Below are 25431 nucleotides of genomic sequence, written 5' to 3'. Positions count from 1 at the left end.
GCAAAGGCCAACATAGGACACGACATGGAACTCTATCAAGCGCTTATTCTTGGAATCATCGAAGGATTGACCGAATTTTTACCGATCTCGTCAACCGGTCACTTGATTGTCTTCAGCGATTGGCTGGGACTGGAACAGAACGATCAAAACACCGCGTTTGAAGTCATCATCCAACTCGCGGCGATTTTTGCGGTCATCTTCAACTACCGCGAACACTTCCGCCTCAGCCAGTGGTCGTTGTGGAGCAAAGTCGCCATGGCGTTCGTCCCGATCGGTGCGGTCGGATTCCTGCTCAGTGACGTCATCAAAGCCTTGTTCAGCGTTGAAATCGTTGCGTGGGGTTTCATTATCGGCGGCTTGATTTTCCTGTTACTGGAACGTTTTTACCAAGAAGACGAACACAAAACCGGCGACCTCAACCTCATCAGCTATAAACAAGCCGCCTGGATCGGAATCGCTCAGGTTTTCGCCCTGATTCCCGGAACCAGCCGTGCGGGTGCCAGTATCGTCGGCGGCATGCTGGCCGGACTTAGCCGTAAAACCAGTGCCGAATTCTCGTTTCTGCTGGCTCTACCGGTTCTGGCCGCTGCATCGGGTTACGACTTCCTGAAACACTACAATGAGTTTGCCAATACCAGCTTCGCACCTTTGGCGGTCGGCTTCGTGGTGTCGTTTGTGGTCGCTTACCTGACCATGCGATTGTTTCTGGCGTTTTTGCAACGCTTCACTTTCAACGCCTTCGGGATTTACCGTATCGTCTTTGGTATAGTGTTACTCACGCTGTTTGTCTAAATTCAACACAGGTGAAACCGGCATGACCCTTTACTTTCACAATGCCAGCCAAAGCCGGGCCATCGACCGCTTTGCGATCGAACAAAAAAATATCCCCGGCCTGTTACTGATGAAACGGGCGGGATTATTCGCCTTTCAGACTTTGTTGAACCAATACCCCAATGCCAACCGCCTGTTAATAATCTGCGGTACCGGCAATAACGGCGGAGACGGATTCGTTGTCGCGCAACTTGCCTTAATGGCCGGACTCGAAGTCGATCTCGTCCTGAACGGCCAACCCGAAGCCATTAAAAACGACGCCTTACTCGCATACCATGAACTGCAACAGCTAGGCATCGAACCGGTCGTTTTCAAACCCGAGTTGATCGAATCCTGCGATGTCGTCGTCGACGCTCTTTTCGGAACCGGACTCGACCGCCCGATTCAAAATCCAGTCGCCGACTGGATCGAACAAATCAACGCGGGCAAAACACCGGTATTGGCCCTGGACATTCCCAGCGGAATTGCCGCGGATACAGGACGGATTCTTGGCTGTGCCGTCAAAGCCGAGCACACCTGCACCTTTATTACCCGTAAAATCGGACTCTATCAATTCAATGGTGCCGACTATTCCGGCAAAGTACATTACAACCCCCTGTTTCTCGACCAAACCATTCTGCAAACGAAAACCGCCGTTGCCGAAAACCACCCGCTTAAATATTGGCTGAACCTGCTGCCGGAACGCCCCAAAACCAGCCACAAGGGATCGGCCGGCAGCGTCTGCCTGATTGGCGGAGATTTTCATATGATGGGCGCGATTCAAATGGCTGGTCTATCGAGTTTGAAAGTCGGTGCGGGACTGGTCAAAGTCATCACCCATGATGAACATGGAATCGCCCTGACTCAGGCATTACCGGAATTGATGTGCTATTCGGAAGAAGCCTTTAGCGAACTGACGCAAACCGCCAAAGTAATCGGCATCGGCCCCGGATTGGGATTAAACGAATGGGGTAAGTCTCTATTCCTTCGCGCCAAGGCGCTGCCTCAACCCAAAGTCGTAGATGCCGACGCTTTAAAACTGCTGGCGACACATCCCGAACGTCAGGACAATTGGATTCTGACGCCGCATCCGGGCGAAGCCGGAGAATTGCTCGGCTGTACAACCGATGAAATTCAAGGAGACCGTATTAACGCGGTCAAAGCCATACAGAAAAAATACGGCGGGGTGACGGTACTCAAAGGCAACGGCACACTGATTTACGACGGAGAAAACCTGGAAATCTGCCTGGCCGGCAATCCCGGAATGGCCGTCGGCGGCATGGGAGACGTTCTAACGGGTGCCATCAGCGGTCTGATTGCGCAAGGCGTTCCGCTTTTCACCGCCGCTTGCTTAGGCGTAACGTTGCACGCCCATGCCGGAGACATTCTCGCCCAACAAAAAAGCCAGCTCGGTATCTTACCTACCGAACTGGCTTCTACCATCAGTCAACTGCTGACCTACGCCGACAAACAAAACGCTTGAACGTTTACTTCGGCAAAAAATCCGTTAACTGATTGAACATCTCGAACAACTGCTCTTCGTTGTCGGCAACCAGATTGATATGCCCGAGTTTACGGCCTTTACGCTCCGCCTTATCGTACAAATGCAAAAATGCATTCGGCATTGTCAACACCTTATCCACAGGCCCGGTTTCACCAATAATATTGATCATCGCTGCAATCGGCTGACGTGTTGCCGTCGAACCTAACGGCAATCCGGTAATCGCACGCACGTGGTTTTCAAACTGGCTGGTCATGGCACCTTCAATCGTCCAGTGTCCGGAGTTATGCACGCGCGGTGCCATCTCGTTTGCAACCAAACCGTCCACCGTTTCAAACAATTCCAAGGTCAGAACGCCGACGTGATCCAATTCGTCCAACAAGCTTTGCATATAAGCTTCCGCCTGCTGCTGAACTTCGTCGGAGATATCGCGAGCCGGCGCGATGCTGTAACGCAAAATTCCTTCGTGATGGACGTTCTGCACTAGCGGATAATAAACGTGTTCGTTATTGGCATTGCGAACCGCAACAATCGACAATTCGCGAATAAAATCGACAAAACCTTCAAGAATCAATTCGCGCCCGCCGATTTCTGACCAGGCCTGTTCAATTTGCTCTTTATCTTTTAAAACAAATTGGCCTTTACCGTCGTAGCCTTCGGTGGTGGTTTTAAGTACGGCCGGCAAACCGATCTCTTCAACCGCCACCTTCAAACTGTCTAACGAATCGACGATCTGATAAGGCGCACACGGAATATTCAATTGATCGAACATGCCTTTCTCGCGTCCGCGATGCTGGGAGACATACAAAGATTTTTCAGCGGGATAAACCGGGGTTGTTTTGGCGATCTCTCTAACCTGCTCGACACTGGTATTTTCGCTTTCATAAGTGATGACATCGGCAAACGCCACCAACTTCTGCAAACTGTCGACATCGTCGGACTGCTTGTACATATGGCCGAGCAACGCAGAAGGTTCGTCATCGCTTGTACCGTAAAAACCGAATTTTTGGCCAAGCGGATAACCCGCAATCGCCAACATACGGCCTAGCTGGCCAGCTCCTAAAACACCAATTCGCTTTGTAAACGGGGTCATCCCACTCTCTCCAAACAAAAAAACCGTAGCGGCTTATTTTAGCAAAAATAGCGCACTACGGTTTTGAATTCGATTTATTGTATGTCTTGCCTATTCGGCGCGTGGATCCGGGTTTTCCAGAACGATTTTGGTCTGCTCGGCACGGAACGCCTTAACCGCTTCGCGAATCACCGCATCCTGATTACCGACTATTTGCGCCGCCATGATTCCGGCATTTTTAGCACCGGCATCACCGATAGCCAAAGTACCGACCGGAATACCGCCCGGCATCTGTACGATCGACAATAAAGAATCCTGGCCGCTTAATGCGCGCGACTGAACCGGAACACCCAACACCGGAACCACGGTTTTAGCCGCCACCATGCCGGGCAAATGCGCCGCACCACCGGCACCGGCGATAACAACCTGCAATCCGCGCGCTTCAGCCTGCTCGGCATATTCGAACATCAAGTCCGGGGTACGATGCGCCGAAACCACCTTGACTTCGTAAGGCACGTTAAACTGCTCCAACATATCAACCGCATTTTTCATTGTCGGCCAATCTGACTTGGAACCCATAATTACGCCCACTAGAGGCTGAACTGATTGCGTCATAATTGCACTCTAAATTTTAGAAAAGCGGTAAATTGTACACGCATTTTTTATATGTTTCAATAACTTAACCATACTATTTCTGTATTCGACCGATATTATCCCATCAATCAAAATCTTAAGACACAATAAAAACAGTCTGATAGAATGATATTTTGTTGCGCAAATGTATACAAAACGATCAACACGACGACGTTGAATTTCGGGAAACATCTCTAATGACAAAACTGGCTATAACGTTTCTTATAAGCCTATCCGCATTAATGGCCGGATGTTCCCATGACGCTGAAAAAAATCACAGCCCCGTTTTCGTCGATACGCCTAAAAACTCCGTTCCGGAATACGCTTTTGCCATTCACCCTTTACATAATCCGACCCGTCTATTTGAAGTATTCCATCCTTTAATGGAATACTTAAACAAGCAAATACCCGACGTACATTTTAAGGTCGAAGCCTCCCGAAACTACGACGCTTTTAACGAAAAACTCAAACAGCAAAGCGTGCCTTTCGCCCTACCGAACCCATACCAGACTCTAATCGCAATCAACCACCACTATCAAGTCATCGCAAAAATGGGAGACGACCAAAACTTTAGGGGCATCATTCTGGTTCGTAAAGACAGTTCAATCAAACAACCTAGCGATTTAAAAGGCAAAGCCGTAAGTTATCCCGCGGCGACAGCCCTGGCAGCGACCATACTCCCGCAAGACTATTTGCAGAAACACGGTTTGGACATCAACAAAGACATTGAAAACCGTTACGTCGGCTCTCAGGAATCGTCCATTATGAACGTATACCGCGGAAACACTGCCGCCGGTTCTACTTGGCCGCCGCCGTGGGAAGCACTTTCAAGCGAACGTCCCGAGCTAAAGGAACAACTCAAGGTGATCTGGGAAACCCAGACATTACCTAATAACAGCATTGTCGCCAGATCCGACATGCCCGCGGCACTGGTACAGCAAGTCCAAAAGGCGTTAACCGATTTTCATAAAACACCGGAAGGTAAAAAAGCTTTGGAGCGAATGCACCTTTCCCATTTTGAACTGGCAAACAACCAAAATTATCAAGACGTAAAAGAGTTCATCGACCAGTTCACACAAACAGTACGACCGTTATAGATTCAGTTTTGATACGACAATGGAATTGCAGGTAAAAGGGAATTTATCCTAAAAACATCACAAGGATTGCAACAAATAAAATGCTAAAGTTTTTTTTCAGCCGTTCAATAAAACACAAACTCATCTACTCCATTGCCGCCGTTCATGCCGTCTTGATGAGCGTATTCATCGTAGATCTGGTTAGCCGTCAGCATGCGTTCCTGGTTTCAGAATCAAAAGCTGCAACGACCGGAATAGCCCGCACCCTTGCAACCAACAGCATTCCCTGGGTACTCTCCAATGACCTTGCCGGCTTGGAAGAAATCATCACCTCGCAATCTCAACAGGCCAACTTCCGTTTTGCCATGATTACCGATACCAAAGGGAAGATACTCAGCTACTACAACGAAAAAGCACCGACCGAAAAACGAGCGGGAAAATATATTTCGGATACCAATTTCCCTTTAAACGCCGCGCCCGACGATTTAATGATCTTTTTTGACGACGACACAGTCATCGATATCGCTGCGCCGATTTTCGTCGACGCCACTTTATTAGGCTGGGCTCGAGTGCAAATGAGTCGCAGCAACATCTCCAAAAGCCTCTTGTACATAACCAAAGAGGGGCTGGTATATACCCTGTTTGCCATTTTAATCGGCACCCTGATAGCTTGGATTATGGGAAGAAATCTAACCAAAGGCATCTATCAATTAATCAGCACCACTCAAAAGGTTCGTGCCGGAGAACGCAATATTAACATCGCCCTGAACCGTAAAGACGAGTTGCAAAACCTATCCGATAATTTTCAGGCCATGCTGGTCGACCTTGAAGAAAAAGAACGTGATCTGCATGCCGAGAAAGAACGTGCGGAAATAACTCTGAAATCAATCGGAGACGGCGTCATCACCACCGATCGCGACGGCAAGATCACTTACCTCAACCCGGTATCGGAACATTTGACAGGCTGGGGCAACTTCGCCGCAAAAGGCCAACCGATGGAGCAAGTGTTCAGAATTTTCCATGAACAAACCTTGGAACCCGCAGTCAATCCGGCTTTAAAGAGCATGGAAACGCGCAAGATTATAGGCTTGGCAAACCACACCATACTGATCAACCGTGCAGGAGAGAAAATTTCCATTGAGGATTCCGGCGCGCCGATTATCGATAAAAGCGGCGAAGTCATCGGTTCGGTTCTGGTCTTCCACGACGCCACCGAAGCACGCCAACTTAAAGAGCGACTAACCTGGCAGGCGATGCATGACAGCCTGACAGGCTTACATAACCGTCAGGCCTTTGAAAACAAACTTGACGAATTGATCGAAGCAGGTGCTGAAAGTCCTCAACTTCAACACTGCCTGATCTATATCGATCTCGACCAGTTCAAGATCGTTAACGATACCGTAGGACACTCCGCCGGAGACGAACTTTTAAAACAGGTCGCCAGAATCCTGCAAGATCAAATCCGCGACTCCGATATGCTCGCTCGAATCGGCGGTGATGAGTTTGCAATTCTTCTGGAAAACTGCCCGACCAATAATGCCGAAACCGTAGCCGAAAAAATTCGTAGCAGCATTGAGCAATACCGCTTTACGTGGGAAGACCGAACATTCGATATCGGCACCAGTATCGGCATTGCCTCTATTCAAGGATCGGTCAGCAAAGCGGCTGTAATGAGCCAGGCCGATATGGCTTGTTATCTAGCCAAAGACCGGGGCCGCAACCGGATTCACCTCTTCCGGGAAGACGATCAAATACTCGCCAAAGAATTTTCTCAACTCGATTGGGTCAATAAAATCAAACAAGCGGTCGAGAAAGAACAGTTCGTTCTTTTCGCTCAAGAGATCATCCCTCTACAAACGCAACCGGACAAACGCGCATTTGAAATTTTGGTACGCTTAAAAACAGAAAACGGCGATTTAATCACGCCCGACCAGTTTTTACCGGCCGCGGAACGTTTCAACCTGATGGCCTCGCTGGATACCTATGTCGTGCAGCATGCGATTGAGTGGCTTAAAAATAATGAAAGTCGCATCAACTACCTGAACATCAACATTTCCGGCCAATCGCTGGACAACACTCAGTTCAACCACATTTTATTGAACCTATTGCAAGACAGTCCGGAACTCAACTCCAAACTCTGTTTTGAAATTACCGAAACCACGGCCATCACCCACATGTCAGCCAGTATCGCGTTTTTAAACAGCATTAAAAACTACGGTTGTAAATTGGCGCTGGACGATTTCGGTTCGGGCTTCTCTTCTTTCGGCTGGCTAAAAACCCTGCCTGTAGACTATGTGAAAATCGACGGTAGCTTTGTACTAGACGTTCTCAGCGATACCGTTGACGCCGCCATGGTAAGGGCGATTCATCAGATCAGCCAAGAAATGGACATTCAATCCATTGCGGAATTTGTTGAAAATGCGGACGTTGCTGATTGGTTAAAACAAGTCGGAATCGGCTATGCGCAAGGATATCACTTCCACAAACCGACCTCTATCGACGAGATTTTTTAGAAGTCGGCTTGGCCGCAAACTAAATATTAGGAACATCCAATTGCTTGGAATCAATCACCGTATAGGTATTTCCACCCTTTGATTTCGCCGCCTTTTTGGCGCGGGTGGCATAAGAGGTCAACATCTGCTGATGATTGAACACCCCAGGAGAAACCAGCAACACTCCCAAAGACAAACTAATCATTGGAAACTCACACTCTTTTCCGTCACGATCCAATGCTTTAATCGCCCCTCTTTTGCGATCTTTTTCATCATAATAATTCGGTACTACTTCTCTAAATTCTTGCAGAATACCATCGCAAATCGTCTGATACTTCTTCACTCGCGGAGAAATGATAATAAAATCATCCCCACCGATATGACCGATAAAGTCGGTACTCTCTTTAGTATGATGGTGCAAAATCTTGGCCATGTTACGAATAATGTCATCGCCCTTTTCAAAACTGTAATAATCGTTAAATGGTTTAAAGTGATCCATATCAATGTAGATCACCATAAAATCAATTTGGCGACTTAAATAAGAACGAATCGAGTTTTGAATCGGTACGTTACCGGGCAACCCAGATAAAGGATTAGCGTATTGCGCGCTCTGGACTTTCAAATCGGTCATGGCTCTCAACAAGTCGATAAAGCAACCGCACCCCAGATATCGTTTGTCTTTAGTGATGATGAACACATCACCGCGATGGCTCCCCTCATATTCCGTTACGATCCGACTCAATTCCACCAAGGGCATCTGACTATCGATTACAACCGGGGATTTATCCATGATCTTTTTAATCGGTTTACGCTGATGTAAGTCTCGCCCGAATCGACTTGCAAACAGATCCATCACCTCCCTACGCCAAACCATCCCCATCACATGGCCGTTCTCGACGACGGGAATATAATCCAACTCGGGCTTTTGCAAGAAAATTTCGGTAATTTCGCTCACCGGCATATCAGGCAAAACACTTGAGGTTTCACGCACCAGGCAAGCTGCCGTTTCGTCTTCGCGCAAATCATTATCAATCTCATTCGACCAAGCATAGTCCAATTGCAACGTCGGTTCCGGCTGAGGCTTTTTAAACAAATATCCTTGAACATAATCCACGCCGATTTTTTCCAAAGCTCTTAAGGTCTCTTCGTCCTCAACCCCTTCGGCAATCACCTTGGTATGCAATCCTTTAGCCAACGCGCAAATCGTCTCGATAAAACGCTGCTTATCTTTATTCTCGGCTAGATCAAATACAAAGTGTTTATCGATTTTGACAAAATCCGGCTTCACCTCCGACCAAATTCGCAAACCGTTATAACCGCCGCCCAAATCGTCGATCGCCACTTTAAAGCCCATTTCGCGATAGTGGTTAATTGACTGGATAAACAAATCAAAATCTTCGACGGGTTGCAACTCGGTAATTTCAATCACCACTTGCGATACATCAATACCCAAACTCTGCAAACAATCCAATGTCTGGCTACGGCGATGAGAACTTTGCATCAACGCATTCACCGTCACATTCACAAATAAATACTCGCCCATCCCGTAACGATTGTAACTTTCAATCGCAATCTGCCGGGCAAGCAAATCCATTTCAAACAGGCAGCCGTGCTCCTCAGCCACATGAAATAAATGCAACGGCCAGTACAAAGGCGAGTTTTCGGGACCGCGCGACAAGGCTTCAAAACCGAATACTCTACGGTTTTGAATATCGACGATAGGTTGAAACACAGGCGTCAGACTTTTCAGGGTGAAAATCGACAACAATTCTCGACCCAAAGAAGAATCCGATAAACTGTGTTTTAGCCGCTCATTGATCGGCAACACCTCAAAGTGATTACACTCCACCATTACATCAATACCCTGATAAATTTGCTTTATGGAAATAGGCGAATTTTATCGACTGGATATTTCAAACGGCTGACATGCAGATGACATTTTCATGAAACAAAGCCAAGGCCGATTAAAAACTTACCAATCCGGCATTGACTGGAGCGCTATAAATGAGATAATAATAGGTTAGCGCCGATTTGACTTTCAGCTTGCGGGCGCATTAAAAGTACGGCTAAAGCGAGGAAACAGCTATTCCCGCCGATTTTTCCGTACCTCGTAATAACTTAATAACTTCTTTCGAGGAACAATCATGACCAAAACTACCGTATTTACTTCCGAATCCGTTTCAGAAGGCCACCCGGATAAAATTGCAGACCAGATTTCCGATGCGATGCTTGACGCTATTCTGGAACAAGATCCTAGAGCGCGCGTTGCCTGCGAAACCTTCGTCAAAACCGGAATGGTTCTGATTGGCGGCGAAATCACCACCGAAGCCTGGGTTGACCAGGAAGAACTTGTACGCAAAGTCGTTAAAGAAATCGGCTACGACCACGGCGACCTTGGATTCGACGGCGAAACCTGCGCAGTGCTTTCCTCTATCGGTAAGCAATCACCTGAAATCGCGATGGGTGTCGACGAGTACGACAACCACGAACAAGGCGCCGGTGACCAGGGTCTGATGTTCGGTTACGCATCCAATGAAACCGAAGAGTTGATGCCGGCTCCGATTCACTACGCCCACCGTTTGATGGAACGTCAGGCGCACGTTAGAAAATCAGGTCTGCTTTCATGGCTTCGCCCGGACGCGAAGAGCCAGGTTACCCTACGTTATGAAGACGGTAAACCGGTAGCGATTGACGCGGTGGTTCTTTCCACACAGCACAATCCGGAAATCGACACCAATACACTGCGTGAAGCGGTCATGGACGAGATCATCAAACCGGTCTTGCCTGAAGAATGGCTACACAAAGACACCTTGTACCACATCAACCCGACCGGCCGTTTCGTCATCGGCGGACCGGTTGGTGATGCCGGCCTGACCGGACGTAAGATTATCGTCGATACCTACGGCGGTATGGCGCGTCACGGTGGCGGCGCCTTCTCTGGAAAAGATCCTTCAAAGGTTGACCGTTCTGCCGCTTACGCCGGACGCTATGTTGCAAAAAACGTTGTTGCAGCGGGCTTGGCGGATAAGTGCGAAATCCAGGTTTCTTACGCGATCGGCGTTGCCGAACCGACTTCGATCAGCATCGAAACTTTCGGTACCGAAAAAGTCGCCATCGAATTGATCACACAATTGGTTCAAGAGCACTTCGATCTTCGACCAAAAGGCTTGATCAGCATGTTAGACTTATACCGTCCGATTTATCAAAAAACCGCTTCTTACGGTCACTTTGGGCGCGAACTTCCTGAATTCACTTGGGAAAAAACCGACAAAGCGGACGCACTGAGAGCAGCGGCCGGTCTGTAATATAGACCAACCCCGAAGGTAAACCCGTTCGGGCATGATCGAATCGCTTAAATATAAGCCACCAAGCCTGGTGGCTTTCAAACTTCACCAAACCAAGGTTTAGAGCATGAAGTCCCAGCAAAAATATGCACAAAAATTAAGCTTAGAATTCTTCCCGCCACGCACGGAGCAAGGCAGTGAAAAGCTAAAAGCCGTGATTGAAGGCTATGGCCAGTTGAATCCGGAATACATGTCCGTGACGTACGGTGCCGGCGGAACAACTCAAGAAAAAACCGTGGAAACGGTGCGCTACATCCAAGAACAGACGCCTTACGATGCGGCACCACACCTGACCTGCATCGGCGCAACGCAAGAAAGCGTTATGGAGCTGTTGGACACCTATGAAAACATGGGCGTCAAGCGTATCGTTGCGCTTCGAGGCGACTTGCCGTCGGGTATGATGGATCCGGGCGAATTCAAATACGCCAGCGATCTGATCGCCTTCATCAAAGCCGAAAAAGGCGACACTTTCCACCTGGAAGTCGCTGCGTATCCGGAAACGCATCCGCAAGCACGCAACTGCGAAATCGGCCTCAAATGGTTTAAACACAAAGTCGATCAAGGCGCCGATTCCGCCATCACGCAATATTTCTACAACGTCGACAGCTATCTGTACTTTATCGACAACTGTGAAAAACACGGCATCGACCTGCCGATCGTACCGGGCGTGATGCCGATCACCAACTACGAAAACCTGATTCGCTTCTCCGAAGGCTGTGGCGCGGAAGTGCCTCGTTGGTTGAAGTGCCGCCTGGAAAGTTTTGAAGACGATAAAGAGAGCCTGATGGCATTCGGCCAGGACGTGGTCACCGAATTGTCGCAACGTCTATTGGACGCTGGTGCTCCCGGCATCCACTTTTACAGCATGAACCAGCTTGAACCGACTTTGAAAATCGCTCAAGCGTTAAGCTTCAAAGGCCAGTAAGAGACCGTTACCAACCATGCGCGTACCTCGACTCTACCTACCGGGTGACTACCAACCCAAACAAGTCATCGCTTTGAACAAAGAACAAGTTCACTATGTGCTGACAGTGTTACGCTTGAAAAACCAACACCCGGTTGAAATCTTCAACGGTTGCGGACTTCAAGCCAAAGGAACCCTGATCGTCACCGGTAGACGCAGTGCCGATTTATGCATTGAAGACATGTCGGAACCGCAAGTAGAATCGCCCCTGAATACGATTCTGGTTCAAAGCATTTCACGTGGTGATCGCATGGATTACACCTTGCAAAAAGCCGTGGAATTGGGTGTTTCACAGATTCAACCGATTTTTTCCGAGCGCTGCGAAGTCAAACTCAGCGACGATAAACTGGAAAAACGCCGTGCTCAATGGCAGGCAATCGTCATCAGTGCCTGCGAACAAAGCGGTCGCTGCACGATGCCTGAAATCCTGCCGATATTGACCTACCCGGCCTGGCTTGAATCGTTGGGAGATACGGGCGTTTTCGGCCTCACACTCGACCCTTATGCACAACACAATCTGAACACCGTCAGCCGTCCTGAAGATTCCACACCGATCCACCTATTGATCGGCCCGGAAGGCGGATTAACAGAACAAGAAGTCGAACAAGCGACTCAGAAAGGCCTTACCCCTATCCGTCTAGGCCCAAGAATTTTACGCACCGAAACTGCGGGACCGACGATTCTGGCCGGATTACAACTGCTATGGGGTGATCTGTAGTCCATTCGTATAATTAACAATCTACTAAAATAATCAAACACTTAAGTCGAAATCCCCTTCTCAAAAAGCTATAATTACAAACATCTTTACCATCCTTAAAGCAATAAAACATTGAACCCGTTCGAAAGCCGCCTATTTAAATTCCTGCTTCCGCTTTTACTGCTTCTTAACAGCGCCATCGGCTACGCTTCGCAAACCGCTGAGAACGGCAAGACACCTGCTCCGAATATCGCACAATCTCATGCAGACATGCCACTGGAAAAAGTCAGCCTCCAACTCAAATGGCTCGACCAGTTTCAATTCGCAGGTTACTATGCCGCTAAAATAAAAGGCTTCTATGAAGATGAAGGGTTGGATGTCGAGATCCGTCCACGAGATATTCATCGCAACAATATCGAACAGGTCATCAACGGCGAAGCCGACTATAGCATCGGCGACAGCATCCTATTACTCTATCAAGCACGCCAGCAGCCGGTAGTGATTGTCGCCCCCATTTTCCAACATTCCCCTCAGGTCTTTATCACCCTGAAATCGAGTGGTGTCAACACCCCCTACGATCTGGACGGCAAAGAGGTCGCTTTCTATAATAACGATGCCGATGGATTTGCCCTGGAAGCGATGTTGGCGCAAATCGGCGTCAAACCGAAATATAAACGTTTCACAATAACGTCGTCTCCGACCATGCTCTCCCGCGGAGAGGTTGTCGCCTATCCGGGCTACCTTTCCAACGAACCCTATTACCTAAAAAAACATGGCTACGAAATCAACCTTATCCGTCCGATGAGTTACGGCATCGACCTCTATGGCGACATGTTATTTACCAGCAAACACGAAGCAAGTGCACATCCGGACAGAGTCGAACGCTTTAAACGTGCCAGTATCCGGGGCTGGGAATATGCATTAAGCCATAAAAAAGAACTCGCAGAATATATTCGAAACGAACTTAAAGTCGACAAAACACTCGAACACCTACTATTCGAAGCCGATGTCATCGAAGAGATGATGGTCTCCAAATCGATGCCGATCGGCACGGTTGACGAAGGCCGCCTGCGTTTCATCCAGGATCTGTTTAAAAAACACGGATTGATCGATAAAAGTTTTTCGTTGAAAGAAGGCATTTATCGCCCTCAGAATCCCAGCTCAAAATTTACCCGCAAGGAAACGGAGTGGATTCTGCAGCACCCTATCGTGAACGTCGCTATCGATTCAGCCTGGGAACCGATTGAGTTTGTAGATGACGAAGGCCATTTCAGCGGCATTTCGGCCGGCTACCTAAACTACTTGAGCCAAGCGACCGGCATCACTTTCAAACCCGAAAAAAACTTAAGCTGGTCCGAAGCGGTACATAAAGTTAAGACCGGAGAACTGGATATGTTCTCTGCCGTCGTCAAAACTGAAGAGCGCGTCCAATACACCAATTACACAGAACCCTATCTGAAATTCCCGATGGTCATCGCAACCCAAAGAGGCGAACCGTTTATCGCCGACATGGCGAAACTTAAAGGCCGTAAGGTTGCCGTCGTCAAAGACTATGCGTCGCATGAACAACTTAAGCGTCTCTATCCCGAAATCCCCCTACTTTTGGTTGATACGGCTCTGAGCGGCATGGAAGCGGTATCGACGGGCAAAGCCTATGCCTATATCGACAATGTTGCGGCAATTAGCCATATCATCAAGAAACAGAACTTCACCAATCTGCAAATTTCCGGCGAAACCCCTTTTAGAGCCGATTTAGCCATGGCCGTCCGCAAAGACTGGCCGGAACTCCAAAGCATCTTACAAAAAGCGCTTAATACCATGAGTGAGCACACTCAAGACCAATTAACCGATCCTTGGCTACAAGTCGCCTACAAAAAGGAAATCGAATGGAAGGCCTTGATCTCGATTCTGGGTCCAATTGTTTTATTCTTGATTGTCATCAGCCTGTACACGCGTCGCTTAAGCAAATTGAACAAAGATTTAATTCATACGCAACAGGAGCTGACCGATTCCAACCAAAAACTGGCAAAACTCTCGACAACGGATCATTTAACCGGCGCCTTCAACCGAGGCTATCTTGATCAGGTATTAATTCAAGAAAGCTTGCGCTCCAACCGCTACAAAAATCCGTTAAGTATGATTTTGATCGACCTGGACGACTTCAAAAAAGTAAACGACACCTACGGCCACATGGTCGGCGACGAGATTTTGCTTCAAACCACGCAATGGATACAATCTTCCATCCGCCAAACGGACACCTTCGGCCGTTGGGGCGGCGAAGAGTTTCTGATCATCTGCCCTGACACCCAACTTGATCAAGCAGAGATCCTTGCCAATAAAATCTGTTCGGGCATCGCCGAAGAGACATTTGTCGAAAACATCAGACAAACCTTGAGTATCGGCGTATCGCAATACAAACAGAAAGAACCGATCAACAAATGGATTACCCGAACCGACCAATCTCTTTATATGGCGAAACATCAAGGTAAAAACCAAGTCGTCAGCTGCATTCAACTATTAACCGCCAAGCCATAATTCCGCCGTCGGTTATGCTGAAATTCAGCTTATAAGTTTACCCAGTCTTAAAAACTGCAATGTATAATATTCAGCTATCACAGGGACTACTGGCAATCTAAACAAATCCTATTGCCGATCTATTTAGCAGGATCGCCCTAAAAATTCACACTCACGAAGAGAAACTCAATGCTGTCAACCAATCAAGTTCCTCACTTACAAACTGCATTAACCGGCCCGCTATTAAAGCTGGAAAAACATCTACTTGACCGTAGAACCGAAATTGAATCCTGGTTCCGAAAGCAGTTCATGACAACGCCGGCGCCTTTCTATGCGTCCGTTGATCTTCGCAACGCAGGATACAAATTGGCACCGGTTGACACCAATCTCTTCCCGGCCGGGTTTAACAACCTTCATCCGGACTTACGTTCATTGGCCGTTCACGCCGCGCAAACGGCCGTCACCCAAATCTGCCCCATTGCCGACGGCATCCTGATCATTCCGGAAAACCATACCCGAAACTTTTTCTACCTTGAAAACGTACTTTCGCTTAAAACCATCCTGGAAAACGCAGGTTACGAAGTGCAGATCGGTTCCTTATTGCCGGACCTGGAAGAGCCGATGGAAATTGAACTGCCTTCCGGAAACAGCTTAGTTTTAAAACCGATTCGCCGACAAGACGATAAAGTCGGAGTGGATGACTTCTTCCCATGTGCGGTACTGTTGAATAACGATCTATCCGGCGGACGTCCGGAAATTTTGGAAAACCTGGATCAAACCTTGTTACCGCCTTTGGATTTAGGCTGGGCCAACCGTTATAAAACCGAACATTTCAAACACTACTCTGATGTTGCCAACAGTTTTGCCGAATTGATCGACATCGATCCCTGGCTGGTAGCCCCGACTTCGCTACAATGCGGCCCGGTCAACTTCAAAGAACGCACCGGTCTGGAAAACCTCGCCTGCTCGGTCAACCAGGTTCTTGAAAGTACTCAAAAATATTACGATACCCACAACATCGACTGCAAACCGTTCGTCATCGTTAAATCGGACAGCGGCACCTACGGTATGGCAATCATGTCGGTCAACACCCCGGAAGACATTTTAAATTTGAACCGCAAGCAGCGAAACAAAATGGCTTCGGTTAAAGAAGGCTTGCAAGTCGAACACATGCTGGTTCAGGAAGGGGTCTATACTTTCGAAACAATCAACGGCGCGGTTGCCGAACCGGTGGTATACATGATCGGCAGTCACGTCATCGGCGGCTTTTATCGTGTGCATACCGGCAAAACGGCTACCGACAACCTAAACTCTCCGGGCATGCATTTCGAACCCCTGTCGTTTGAAGAGTCGTGCGTGATCCCGGACACGAACCAATCGCCGGACGCATCGCCGAACCGTTTTTACGCTTACGGTGTCATCGCTCGCTTGGCTTTATTGGCAGCGGCACGCGAACTCGCCGATGCGAAAAAAGACAAATAACTTACGGCGTATCCAGGTTCGATCGCACTCGAAAACAAACCCAAGCATTAGGCAATACGGTCAAAACCACAAAACCGTATTACCGAGACAGTAAACAAGGATGACTTATGACTTTAAATGTCGGCATCGTGATGGATCCCATCGAACAGATCAAGCCCTATAAAGACAGCTCCTTTGCGATGTTGCTGGAAGCACAACGTCGCGGTCACAACTTGTTTTATATGCAACCGGAAGACCTTTACCTGAAAAACGGGCAGGCCTGCGCCGTCAGTACCGAACTCAAAGTCTGGGACCGCAAACGCGAAGAGCAATATTACGGCTTCGGCAAAACCGAAGAGATCGCGTTAAACACACTCGATATCATTCTGATACGCCAAGACCCGCCGTTCAACAACGACTACCTTTACAGTACCCATATTTTGGAACAAGCCGAAGCGGAAGGCGTGTTGGTGGTCAACAAACCGCAGAGTCTGCGTGACGCCAATGAAAAACTGTTTGCCAGCTGGTTTCCGCAATGTATTCCAAACACCTTGGTCTCCGCAAGAATGGATCAGCTCAAGGCGTTTATACAGGAAAACAAAGATACCATCCTCAAACCCTTGGATGCCATGGGAGGAAGTTCGATTTTTCGAGTGCGTCATGACGACCCAAACATCAGCGTGATTCTTGAAACCATGACCGGTTTCGGCAAGCACCATATTATGGCTCAAGTCTATCTGCCTGAAATCAAGGCGGGCGACAAACGCATTCTTCTGATCAACGGAGAACCGATTCCCTATGCCCTGGCCCGCATTCCCGCCGAAGGTGAAACTCGCGGAAACATTGCGGCCGGCGGAACCGGAGTAGGCATGCCGATTACCGACAGGGAACGCTGGCTATGCGAACAGATTGCCCCCACCTTGAAAGCGAAGGGGCTGTATTTCGTCGGCTTGGACGTGATCGGCGATTACATTACCGAAATCAACGTCACCAGCCCGACGTGCATTCGGGAACTGGATGCACAATTCAAATTGAATATTGCAGGAACGTTGTTCGACTGTTTAGAGCAACAACTCAAACAAGCCTAAACCGTTTACGGCAATAGAAATTAAAAACGGACCTTTCGGTCCGTTTTAAAACTAAATCAGATAAACCTGACACGCCTTTATATCTGCTTAAGCAGCTGACCTTCCAACGCGATAAGACCGTTATCCAACCTTTCCGTCACCATCACAAATTCATCCACCAACTGACTTAACGCTTCACGCTGTGAAATATCGGTCGAACCATCCATCTTATTACGAATCTGCAACGCCTCTGCCAACAGATCATGCTGACGTCGATGATCGGTATCGATTTGTTCCCAAAGAGGATAGCTGCGAACCTGCGGACATGCTTTACCGATAGAATCCAAAGCATGCCCGACGGCACAGGCAGAGGCATCGACAGCCGCCGCTTCGTCAAGCTCGACGCCGATTCCGTTAATATAAGACTGTGCCGTAATTCTCCAGACATTCATTTTTTGACGCACTTCTGACAATTTAATCCCGTCGATCACCGGTGAGGATTTCTGTTTGGAAGTCACCGACTCATCCAACTTAAACTTACCAACCTCGGCATTCAACATTCTTGCCTGATCGCTTAAATTACCCGCCGATGTCGAAGTCTCTTCAACCAGGCTGGCATTCTGCTGGATATTTTGATCCAGATCGCCGATCGCCTCACTGACTTCGTGAACGCTCTCTTGCTGCTGCTGAATCGAACGCATCACCTCATCCATAGTCTCGCTGATTTTAGTCACTCCAGTATCGACCTCTCCGAAAACGCGGTGAGTCGCCTGGACTTTCTCCGAGCCCTGGTTAACATTCCGGGTCGACTCTTCGATCAATCCCTTAATATCTCTAGCGGCTTCGGCCGACTTCTGCGCCAGATTTCTGACCTCTCCGGCGACCACGGCAAAACCACGTCCATGCTCTCCGGCACGCGCGGCTTCCACGGCGGCATTTAACGCCAACAAATTGGTCTGGAAGGCGATACCGTCAATCAAACCGATAATGTCTCCGATCTTCTCGGAAGTTTGTTTAATGCCGTCCATCGCACTCATCGAAGCATCCATGGACTGACGCGCCTGCTGATTCAGATTAATCGCTTCGTTAGCTAAATTCGAAATGCCGTTCAGGGATTGGGTATTTTGAGTCTGAAGTCGATCGATATTCTGCATCACTTCGTTGATTTCACCCAAAGTCGCCGCCGCCTGTTGCGAACGTGCGGACAAGTCGTCGGATGCCTTGGCCGATTCTGCCGCCGTCAATGAAACCGAAGCGGCCACTTCACGGATATGCTGAATGATTCCACTCAGGTTATCCAAGGAAACATTGGCAGCGCCTTTCATCGCCGCCAGAGAACCGCTCAACTCCGTTTCTATCCTGCTTTGGATATCGCCCTGAGCCAATCCCGTCATGACCTTGACCACATCTTCGACCGCACCGTTCAAACTTTTTAACAGGTCGTTAATGTTATTGGCCGTATAAAGGTAAAAACCGTCTAAGCCTTTGCTATCCAAAGTCAAATCGGTATGCCCCTTAGCCGCCAATCTCAATACGCCATCCAAACGTGCTTCGATACTGCGCTGCTGAGTCATATCCAGCCATTCGACCACCGATCCGATTCTAATCCCTTCGGAATCCAGCACCGGCTGCGCAACCAGATGAAACAACATATCGCCTAATTGAATATCCGCTTCCCAAACCGAATTCAAATCGGCGGGAATGCGTGTCTGGCGTTCCGGATTCTGATAAAAAACGTCCAGCGAACGATCAATCAGGCGATCAACATCAAAATCCGCAATCTCTTGCCGGATTGCCGATTGATGCTGTCCGAACAAGTCCGTAAGCGCTTGGTTTAAATAAATGATATGACCGTGATTATCCGCCACCAAAATAGAAGTGGATGCATTATCCAAAGCGGTTTTCAAACGTGTATTCTGTAATAACTGAACACGATTATGTTCGTAACTCGCACCCATCTGAATCTGCATTTTTTTCAGGTCACCGGCAAGTTTTGACAACCAGGTATTGCCGTAGGTATCGACATGCGCAGTAAAATCACCCTCCGAGGCCGCCGCTAAAAGCCGGTCGAACGTATTCACCTGGGATTTGACGTAACGGTTAACGTAAAAGGCCAACAATAAAACCACGGTCAACACCACCGATTGCACTATCCAGTGAATTGAAATAACCCCTAACGCTTCAAGAATACCGAAAACGCTCATCTGTAGAATCATGAACATCAAAATGAAGAGCGGATTGACTCGGCGCACCAGGTTATAACGTTTCAGCCACTCTTGAACGTAACCGTTTCTCAGCTGCTTCTTGCCTTGGGCAATCTGCTGATACAATGCTTGAGCCGCTTTCTTCTGTTCATCGGAAATCTTGCGGCGTACCGACATATAGCCGACTACTTCGCCCTTCTCGACGATCGGACTGACGTTGGCTTCCACCCAATAGTAATCACCGTTTTTGCAACGGTTCTTAACCAGTTGAACCCAGGTTTTACCTTGCTTCAAGGTACTCCACAAGTCGGCAAATACGGCTTTTGGAACATCCGCATGGCGGACAATATTATGCGGCTGACCGATCAGCTCTTCGCGGGTGAATCCACTGACCTCGACAAAGGGATCGTTTACATGAGTAATTGTTCCATGAAGATCGGTTTTTGAAACGATAATCACGCCATCGGCGACTTCTCTTTCCTTGCCGCCAAGGCTTGAATTCTGGGGTAAATCTTCTGTAGCCGTCAAGTCACTATCCACAATGTATTTAAAGGTTTAATTTAAGTTTGGCGCCTATGATAACCAAACTGATTTAAGATATACTAGATTTTTAAATAAAAGCATGATCCAAGCCACAATATGCCATCCCTTTCACTCCTAATCGACATGCGCTCCCAGTCGTGGATATTCGCCTTTTTTCTGTTCATCGCAACGTTCATGTCACTTAACGGCTGTAAACCCGTAGAAGTGGAAACGAAAGCCGAACTGGTGGTTTTCGGAACCCTGGTCGAAATAACGACCTACACGCAAGACAAACAACCGGCCGAACAAGCCATTCATGAAGTCGAGCAACGTTTTCAAACCTTTCATAAAGAGTGGCATGCCTGGGAAAAAGGCGGCATTGTCAGCAAAATCAATCAAGCCATCCACGACCGGCAACCGATTGAAGTCGCGGACTCGGTCAAAAACTTCATCATTAAATCGCAAAAACTGTCCCGGGAAAGCGATTACCTGTTTGATCCGGGCATCGGCGAACTGATTGCCTTGTGGGGATTTCACAGCGAACACTGGGCAGGCCCGCCGCCTGAGGAAGCCAAGATACAGCATTGGCTAAAAACCCGTCCCTCGATTGCCGACCTTTACTTTAAAGGCAACCTACTCTACAGCCGTAACCCGGATGTCAGTCTCGACTTCGGCGGCAACGCTAAAGGACTGGCGCTCGACATCGCCATTCATCAGCTCAGACAGGAAGGCATCGAAAACGCGGTGGTCAACATCGGCGGCGATATGCGGGTTATCGGCATGAAAAACGGGCAGCCTTGGTCAATCGGTATTCAAGATCCCAAAAATGCCTCGAAAGCGATTGCCGCAATTCACCTGTCGGGCGACGAAAGTATTGTGACCTCCGGAACCTATCAGCGCTTTTTTGAATGGCAAGGCAAACGATTCAGTCACATACTTAATCCCAATACCGGCAAACCCGCCTCCGGCTTCTCCTCGGTGACCGTCATTCACCCCGATGCCACCACCGCCGATTCGGCGGCTACGGCCATTCTGATCGCCGGCCCCGAACACTGGCGGGAAGTCGCTAAAAAGATGGGAATCGAACAGGTTTTAGTCATCGATCAACAAGACAATATCCTGCAAACAAAAGCCATGGCAAAACGCACCAAACTGTTATAATTTGCAACTATGAAACAAATGCATTCACTCGAACATCACTTCCTCATCGCCATGCCCAGTCTGGACGATAGCTGGTTTGAAAAAACCGTCATCTATCTAGTCGAAGACAATGATCACGGCTCGATGGGATTGGTCATTAATCTGCCGCATAAACTCAACGTCCAAGAGTTGCTGGAGCATTTTAACTACCATACCGAAGAAAATTATCCGTTCCTAACGGACCAAGTGATGATGGGCGGACCGGTGGATATGGAACGCGGATTTATCCTGCACCACCCTATTGGCAACTGGAAAAGCAGCATGACGCTTTCGGACAGTTTGGCAATGACCGTATCCGATGATTTTCTGGAAGCCTTATCGCGAAACGAAGGGCCGGAACAATTTGTGGTCTGCCTCGGTTTTGCCGGGTGGAAACCGGGACAACTCGCTCAAGAGATTCAAGACAACAGCTGGCTAACGATTCCCTACAATCAAAGTTTACTGTTTGACACCGACGTCGATTCGAAATGGGAAGTCGCACTGGGAACCCTAGGCATTTCACCGGAATTTTTGACGGCCGAGGCCGGACATGCCTAACCGTAAACCGCAGGCACTGGCCGGCGTCGTATTGGGATTTGATTTCGGACTAAAACGCATCGGCGTTGCCGTAGGTCAAACCATTACTCAAACCGCCGCACCGGAAGCGATTGTCCGTAGCCAGGACGGTAAACCGGATTGGGAACACATCACCCGATTATTCGAAAAATGGCAACCGGTCGCCATCGTAGTCGGCCTGCCGATGCGACTCGACGGCAGCGAGCAAGCGTTAACCCAACCGGCGCGCAAGTTCGGCCAGCGTCTGAGTGGACGTTATCATTGCCCGGTGTTTTACATTGAAGAACAACTTAGCTCGATTGAAGCCGAAAGTCGCCGGGTAAAACAGACGCATATCGACGACCACGCTGCGCAAATTATTTTAGAAAACTGGTTAGAGTCCAACCGATCTCTTTTCGAAAACAAAGAATCATGAATGCTCCTGACCGAAAACAAGTCTATGGGAACCACAAATGACGGAACTTGATATTGATGTCGATGAGCTGATTGAAACTATCAGCCATGTACTGCAACACAAAGCGATTTTGCAGCAATCCCCTAAAATGATCGGGATTCGTACCGGTGGCGAATGGGTCGCCCAAGCCCTGCATCAAAAGCTGGGGTTGGAAGATCCGTTGGCCGTCATCGATATCAGCTTCTACCGTGACGACTTCTCCAAAATCGGATTGAACCCGACCGTCAAACCGTCGGACATCCCTTGGGAAGTTGATAACCAGCACATCATTCTAGTAGACGACGTACTCTACACCGGCCGTACGGTGCGTGCCGCGATGAACGAAATTTTCGATTTCGGCCGCCCCGCATCGATCACGCTCGTCACCCTACTGGATCGTAAAGGCTGCCGGGAACTTCCGATTCAAGCAGATGTGATCGGCATGTCGATCGAATGCACCCAAACACTCAAGGTTTCGGGCCCGGAACCGCTCACCGTATCCATTGTTGATCAAAGCGAAGAGGAGTAAGCATGAGTTCGCGTTTATCCGCCCCCAACCTTCAACTCAACGAACTCGGTAAAATCAAACACTTCCTCACCCTGGAAGGTTTGAAACAGCACCATTTGCTGGAAATATTGGATACCGCGGAATCGTTTATCAACCCTCAAACCGACGAGATCAAAAAGGTACCGATTCTGCGTGGTAAAACCATCATGAATCTGTTTTTCGAGCCGAGTACACGAACCCGTACCACGTTTGAGATTGCCGAAAAGCGCCTGTCCGCCGACGTCGCCAGTTTAGACATTGCCACCTCGGCTACCAAAAAAGGCGAATCCTTATTGGATACGCTGTGGAACTTGCAGGCGATGCAGGCGCACATGTTCGTTATCCGTCATGCAGAAAGCGGCGCGGCACACTTTTTCGCCCAACACGTCGCACCGCACGTTCATGTCCTGAATGCCGGAGACGGCCAACATGCACACCCGACTCAGGCTATGCTGGACATGTTCACGATTCGCCGACATAAAGGTGACATCTATGATTTGAAAGTCGCGATTGTCGGGGATGTTCTGCACTCTCGCGTGGTACGTTCGCAAATTCAAGCGCTGAGCATTCTGGAAGCCCGGGAAATCCGCGTTATCGGCCCAAAAACCTTGATGCCGACCCACCCGGAAGCGATGGGCGTTCATTATTACGACAGTATCGAAGAAGGCCTGAAAGACGTCGATGTGATTATCATGGTTCGTCTGCAGAACGAACGCATGAAAAGCGCCCTGATTCCGAGTGAAAAAGAGTTCTTTAAACTGTTCGGACTGACTAAAGAGCGTCTTGCGCTTGCCAAACCCGATGCAATCGTCATGCACCCGGGACCGATCAACCGCGGTGTTGAAATCGATTCCGAAGTTGCGGACGGACCGCAGTCCGTTATCCTTCAACAAGTTACCTATGGAATTGCCGTGAGAATGGCCGTCATGTCTATCATTATGAGCAACGCCGCCCAACTGGCGCAGCACCAAGCCGAACAGGCCTACCTTGAACTGGAAACGGAACTTAAGGAGGTTACGGAATGAGATTAGCGATCAACAACGGACGTATTATCGATCCAAGCCAAAATCTGGATAAAGTCACTAACTTATATATTTCCCGCGGCCGTATCGTCGGAATCAGCGACGAAATACCGGAAGGCTTCACCGCCGATCAGGAAATCGACGCCACCGGCAAATGGATTTTGCCGGGCTTGGTCGATTTACAGGCGCGCCTGGGCGATCCCGGCAACAACTATGCCGGTAACATCGCATCGGAAACCAAAGCCGCCGTCGCCGGCGGCGTGACCAGTTTATGTTGCCCTCCGGACACTTCACCGGTCAATGATTCCCAGGCGGTCACCGAATTGATTCAGCGCCGTGCCCGTCAGGCCGCGACGGCATTCGTCATGCCGATCGGTGCCCTAACCCAAGGTCTGCAGGGCGAATTGCTCAGCGGTATGTACTCGTTACAACAGGCGGGTTGCGTTGCTTTAAGCCAAGCCAACCAACCGATCCAAAATCCCCTGACCTTAAAAAACGCTTTGGAATACGCGGTGTCGCATGATTTGGTGGTCATGTTACGTTGTGAAGACAAAAAGTTAAAAAACAACGGCGTTGCCCACAGCGGTCCGGTCAGTTCGCGACTTGGCTTGCCCGCCATTCCTCCATCGGCGGAAACGACGGCTTTAGCGCGCGACCTGTTGCTGGTGGAAGAAGCCGGAATCCGCGCGCATTTCTCGCAACTGTCTTGTGCGCGCTCGGTTGAAATGATCGCCGACGCCAAAAAACGCGGCCTGCCGGTCACTTGCGACGTGGCGATTCACCAACTGCATCTTTCCGAAATGGACGTTTTAGGATTTAACAGCCTCTTCCACGTCACACCGCCTCTGCGTAGCATGCAAGACAAAGAAGCGTTGCGGATGGGTTTGAAAACCGGCGTCATCGATGCCGTCGTCAGTGACCATACGCCATTGGAAAAAGACGATAAACTGCTGCCGTTCGGAGAAAGCAAGCCCGGCATCAGCGGATTGGAAACACTGTTGCCGTTGTTATTGAAATTGGTTCATGAAAACCAGCTTGACCTGATGACGGCGGTGCGCAGCGTCACTCAAACGCCGGCAAGCATTCTAGGTCGCAATATCGGCAGTTTGGATAAAAGCAATTCGGCCGACCTTTGCATCGTCGACCCAAATGCAACCTGGACGCTTGAAGCCGACAAAATGCAAAGCGAAGGCAAAAATTCGCCGTTTATCGGTTGGGAATTTACCGGCATGGTTGAACAGACCCTATTCCAGGGACGTCCGGTTTACCGCAACAATCCGGTTTAACGATTGATTAAGTCCCTAACGGATCGGAACA

At 48.9% G+C, this 25431-nt stretch carries 20 protein-coding genes; 16 read left to right on the top strand and 4 right to left on the bottom strand.

The window, feature by feature from the left end:
* Positions 1 to 24: 24 nt before the first annotated feature.
* Positions 25 to 792 (top strand): undecaprenyl-diphosphate phosphatase, encoded by a 768-nt coding sequence (locus ABY044_RS01880; RefSeq protein ID WP_373017568.1) that lies wholly within the window; start codon positions 25 to 27, stop codon positions 790 to 792.
* Between the two features lie 22 nt (positions 793 to 814).
* Positions 815 to 2293: an NAD(P)H-hydrate dehydratase gene (locus tag ABY044_RS01875; RefSeq protein WP_373017566.1), complete on the top strand. Its 1479-nt coding sequence runs from the start codon at positions 815 to 817 to the stop codon at positions 2291 to 2293.
* A 4-nt stretch (positions 2294 to 2297) separates the two neighbouring features.
* Here ABY044_RS01875 and ABY044_RS01870 read toward each other — a convergent pair whose 3' ends face one another.
* Both ABY044_RS01870 and purE read right to left on the bottom strand, forming a co-directional pair.
* Entirely contained in the window at positions 2298 to 3404 is a 1107-nt protein-coding gene (locus ABY044_RS01870) for a 5-(carboxyamino)imidazole ribonucleotide synthase (protein ID WP_373017564.1), read from the bottom strand.
* 90 nt (positions 3405 to 3494) lie between these two features.
* Positions 3495 to 3998 carry a 5-(carboxyamino)imidazole ribonucleotide mutase gene (purE, locus tag ABY044_RS01865; protein ID WP_373017562.1) on the bottom strand — a complete coding sequence of 168 codons (504 nt, stop codon included), beginning with the start codon at positions 3996 to 3998 and terminating at the stop codon, positions 3495 to 3497.
* A 215-nt stretch (positions 3999 to 4213) separates the two neighbouring features.
* Here purE and ABY044_RS01860 point away from each other — a divergent pair, with 215 nt between their 5' ends.
* Entirely contained in the window at positions 4214 to 5113 is a 900-nt protein-coding gene (locus tag ABY044_RS01860) for a phosphate/phosphite/phosphonate ABC transporter substrate-binding protein (protein ID WP_373017560.1), read from the top strand.
* Positions 5114 to 5193: 80 nt separating this feature from the next.
* On the top strand, positions 5194 to 7605 hold the full coding sequence (locus tag ABY044_RS01855) for an EAL domain-containing protein (protein ID WP_373017558.1): 2412 nt from the start codon (positions 5194 to 5196) through the stop codon (positions 7603 to 7605).
* 19 nt (positions 7606 to 7624) lie between these two features.
* On the opposite strand, the gene ABY044_RS01850 is transcribed toward ABY044_RS01855, so the two are convergent.
* Positions 7625 to 9436, bottom strand: coding sequence for a GGDEF domain-containing protein (locus tag ABY044_RS01850; protein WP_373017556.1), 1812 nt, complete (start codon positions 9434 to 9436; stop codon positions 7625 to 7627).
* A 292-nt stretch (positions 9437 to 9728) separates the two neighbouring features.
* On the opposite strand from ABY044_RS01850, the gene metK reads away from it, so the two are divergent.
* The 6 genes from metK to gshB all read left to right on the top strand — a co-directional run bounded on the left by metK (position 9729) and on the right by gshB (position 17652).
* Positions 9729 to 10889, top strand: coding sequence for a methionine adenosyltransferase (metK, locus tag ABY044_RS01845; RefSeq protein WP_373017554.1), 1161 nt, complete (start codon positions 9729 to 9731; stop codon positions 10887 to 10889).
* A 106-nt stretch (positions 10890 to 10995) separates the two neighbouring features.
* On the top strand, positions 10996 to 11853 hold the full coding sequence (metF, locus tag ABY044_RS01840) for a methylenetetrahydrofolate reductase [NAD(P)H] (protein ID WP_373017552.1): 858 nt from the start codon (positions 10996 to 10998) through the stop codon (positions 11851 to 11853).
* A 16-nt stretch (positions 11854 to 11869) separates the two neighbouring features.
* Positions 11870 to 12610, top strand: a complete 741-nt coding sequence (locus ABY044_RS01835) for a 16S rRNA (uracil(1498)-N(3))-methyltransferase (RefSeq protein ID WP_373017550.1) — start codon at positions 11870 to 11872, stop codon at positions 12608 to 12610.
* A 111-nt stretch (positions 12611 to 12721) separates the two neighbouring features.
* Positions 12722 to 15124: an ABC transporter substrate-binding protein gene (locus ABY044_RS01830; protein ID WP_373017548.1), complete on the top strand. Its 2403-nt coding sequence runs from the start codon at positions 12722 to 12724 to the stop codon at positions 15122 to 15124.
* 168 nt (positions 15125 to 15292) lie between these two features.
* Positions 15293 to 16585: a glutamate--cysteine ligase gene (gene gshA, locus ABY044_RS01825; RefSeq protein WP_373017545.1), complete on the top strand. Its 1293-nt coding sequence runs from the start codon at positions 15293 to 15295 to the stop codon at positions 16583 to 16585.
* 107 nt (positions 16586 to 16692) lie between these two features.
* A complete protein-coding gene (gene gshB / locus ABY044_RS01820) occupies positions 16693 to 17652 on the top strand; it encodes a glutathione synthase (protein ID WP_373017543.1) in 960 nt (319 codons plus the stop codon).
* A 77-nt stretch (positions 17653 to 17729) separates the two neighbouring features.
* On the opposite strand, the gene ABY044_RS01815 is transcribed toward gshB, so the two are convergent.
* The gene (locus ABY044_RS01815) at positions 17730 to 20363 is read right to left on the bottom strand and encodes a methyl-accepting chemotaxis protein (RefSeq protein WP_373017541.1); all 2634 of its coding nucleotides are present in this window, start codon (positions 20361 to 20363) and stop codon (positions 17730 to 17732) included.
* 111 nt (positions 20364 to 20474) lie between these two features.
* On the opposite strand from ABY044_RS01815, the gene ABY044_RS01810 reads away from it, so the two are divergent.
* Genes ABY044_RS01810 through ABY044_RS01785 form a run of 6 tightly spaced genes read left to right on the top strand, consistent with a single transcriptional unit; the run spans position 20475 to position 25400 of the window.
* Entirely contained in the window at positions 20475 to 21518 is a 1044-nt protein-coding gene (locus tag ABY044_RS01810; protein ID WP_373017538.1) for an FAD:protein FMN transferase, read from the top strand.
* Between the two features lie 18 nt (positions 21519 to 21536).
* Positions 21537 to 22094, top strand: coding sequence for a YqgE/AlgH family protein (locus tag ABY044_RS01805; RefSeq protein ID WP_373017535.1), 558 nt, complete (start codon positions 21537 to 21539; stop codon positions 22092 to 22094).
* Positions 22087 to 22527 carry a Holliday junction resolvase RuvX gene (gene ruvX / locus ABY044_RS01800; RefSeq protein WP_373017533.1) on the top strand — a complete coding sequence of 147 codons (441 nt, stop codon included), beginning with the start codon at positions 22087 to 22089 and terminating at the stop codon, positions 22525 to 22527. The genes ABY044_RS01805 and ruvX overlap by 8 nt, the downstream gene beginning before the upstream one ends.
* Before the next feature lie 37 nt (positions 22528 to 22564).
* Entirely contained in the window at positions 22565 to 23074 is a 510-nt protein-coding gene (pyrR, locus tag ABY044_RS01795; RefSeq protein WP_373017531.1) for a bifunctional pyr operon transcriptional regulator/uracil phosphoribosyltransferase PyrR, read from the top strand.
* Between the two features lie 2 nt (positions 23075 to 23076).
* Positions 23077 to 24117: an aspartate carbamoyltransferase catalytic subunit gene (locus ABY044_RS01790; RefSeq protein ID WP_373017529.1), complete on the top strand. Its 1041-nt coding sequence runs from the start codon at positions 23077 to 23079 to the stop codon at positions 24115 to 24117.
* Positions 24114 to 25400 carry a dihydroorotase gene (locus tag ABY044_RS01785; protein ID WP_373017527.1) on the top strand — a complete coding sequence of 429 codons (1287 nt, stop codon included), beginning with the start codon at positions 24114 to 24116 and terminating at the stop codon, positions 25398 to 25400. Before ABY044_RS01790 ends, ABY044_RS01785 begins: the two co-directional genes overlap by 4 nt.
* Positions 25401 to 25431 lie beyond the last annotated feature (31 nt).

Source organism: Thiomicrorhabdus sp. (assembly GCF_041583835.1).
Lineage (GTDB): Bacteria > Pseudomonadota > Gammaproteobacteria > Thiomicrospirales > Thiomicrospiraceae > Thiomicrorhabdus.
Note: the sequence above shows the minus strand (reverse complement) of the source record. Positions and strands in the feature narration are given on the sequence as shown.

Bases quoted from the DNA above. Each gene is read 5' to 3' on its own strand.
- ABY044_RS01810 (WP_373017538.1), top strand. From the start codon at position 20,475: ATGCCATCCCTTTCACTCCTAATCGACATGCGCTCCCAGTCGTGGATA.
- ABY044_RS01860 (WP_373017560.1), top strand. From the start codon at position 4,214: ATGACAAAACTGGCTATAACGTTTCTTATAAGCCTATCCGCATTAATG.
- purE (WP_373017562.1), bottom strand. From the start codon at position 3,998: ATGACGCAATCAGTTCAGCCTCTAGTGGGCGTAATTATGGGTTCCAAG.
- gshA (WP_373017545.1), top strand. From the start codon at position 15,293: ATGCTGTCAACCAATCAAGTTCCTCACTTACAAACTGCATTAACCGGC.
- ABY044_RS01855 (WP_373017558.1), top strand. From the start codon at position 5,194: ATGCTAAAGTTTTTTTTCAGCCGTTCAATAAAACACAAACTCATCTAC.
- pyrR (WP_373017531.1), top strand. From the start codon at position 22,565: ATGACGGAACTTGATATTGATGTCGATGAGCTGATTGAAACTATCAGC.
- ruvX (WP_373017533.1), top strand. From the start codon at position 22,087: ATGCCTAACCGTAAACCGCAGGCACTGGCCGGCGTCGTATTGGGATTT.
- ABY044_RS01790 (WP_373017529.1), top strand. From the start codon at position 23,077: ATGAGTTCGCGTTTATCCGCCCCCAACCTTCAACTCAACGAACTCGGT.
- ABY044_RS01835 (WP_373017550.1), top strand. From the start codon at position 11,870: ATGCGCGTACCTCGACTCTACCTACCGGGTGACTACCAACCCAAACAA.
- ABY044_RS01880 (WP_373017568.1), top strand. From the start codon at position 25: ATGGAACTCTATCAAGCGCTTATTCTTGGAATCATCGAAGGATTGACC.
- ABY044_RS01850 (WP_373017556.1), bottom strand. From the start codon at position 9,436: ATGGTGGAGTGTAATCACTTTGAGGTGTTGCCGATCAATGAGCGGCTA.
- metK (WP_373017554.1), top strand. From the start codon at position 9,729: ATGACCAAAACTACCGTATTTACTTCCGAATCCGTTTCAGAAGGCCAC.
- gshB (WP_373017543.1), top strand. From the start codon at position 16,693: ATGACTTTAAATGTCGGCATCGTGATGGATCCCATCGAACAGATCAAG.
- ABY044_RS01870 (WP_373017564.1), bottom strand. From the start codon at position 3,404: ATGACCCCGTTTACAAAGCGAATTGGTGTTTTAGGAGCTGGCCAGCTA.
- metF (WP_373017552.1), top strand. From the start codon at position 10,996: ATGAAGTCCCAGCAAAAATATGCACAAAAATTAAGCTTAGAATTCTTC.
- ABY044_RS01805 (WP_373017535.1), top strand. From the start codon at position 21,537: ATGCATTCACTCGAACATCACTTCCTCATCGCCATGCCCAGTCTGGAC.
- ABY044_RS01785 (WP_373017527.1), top strand. From the start codon at position 24,114: ATGAGATTAGCGATCAACAACGGACGTATTATCGATCCAAGCCAAAAT.
- ABY044_RS01875 (WP_373017566.1), top strand. From the start codon at position 815: ATGACCCTTTACTTTCACAATGCCAGCCAAAGCCGGGCCATCGACCGC.